Annotated in this window: 1 pseudogene; it reads left to right on the top strand. The window is 43.6% G+C overall.

The features are described from left to right. A pseudogene (locus LEPBO_RS43500) lies at positions 1 to 665 on the top strand (trifunctional serine/threonine-protein kinase/ATP-binding protein/sensor histidine kinase); the annotation flags it as partial.

Raw genomic sequence — 665 nt, forward strand, 5'->3', positions numbered from 1 at the left:
TCCACGACCGTGTACAACAAGCCGCTTATGCCCTGATTGACGATCGCGAAAAACAATCTGTGCATCTCCAAATTGGTAAACTCCTCTACGCTAATTACAGCGAATCGAGTGAGCAACTTTTTGAACTGGTAGGACATTTCAACCTGGGACAGGCACTCATCACCCAGGCTGATGAAAAAACTCAATTAGCGCACTTGAACATACAAGCTGCAATCAAAGCAAAACAAGCAGCAGCCTACTCATTCGCTCAAGCGTGTTTAATTCATGCTCAAAACCATCTCACAGAAACAGCTTGGTCAGAACACTATGAATTGATGTTTACCCTACATCGAGAGCAAGCAGAAATTGAATATCTATTGGGTAATTTCGAGCAGTCTGAACGCTTGATTGAAATGACCTTGAAACAAGCAAAATCTGCCCTTGAGAAAGCAGAAATTTACCAACTGCTGATTGTTCTCTACACCATGCAGGGGAAGTATCAACCCGCGATCGAGACTGGACGAGTAGCACTTTCATCCTTCGAGATTGATATTCCTGAATCAGAGTTACACAAAGCCTTTGAAGATGAGCTTGCGATCTCGAAAACACAACTCGCCCAGCAAAAGATCCCGACATTATTGGATCAACCAGAAATGGTATTCCAGAGAAAAGAGCCGCTGCAAGAT

The organism is Leptolyngbya boryana PCC 6306, assembly GCF_000353285.1.
Lineage (GTDB): Bacteria > Cyanobacteriota > Cyanobacteriia > Leptolyngbyales > Leptolyngbyaceae > Leptolyngbya > Leptolyngbya boryana.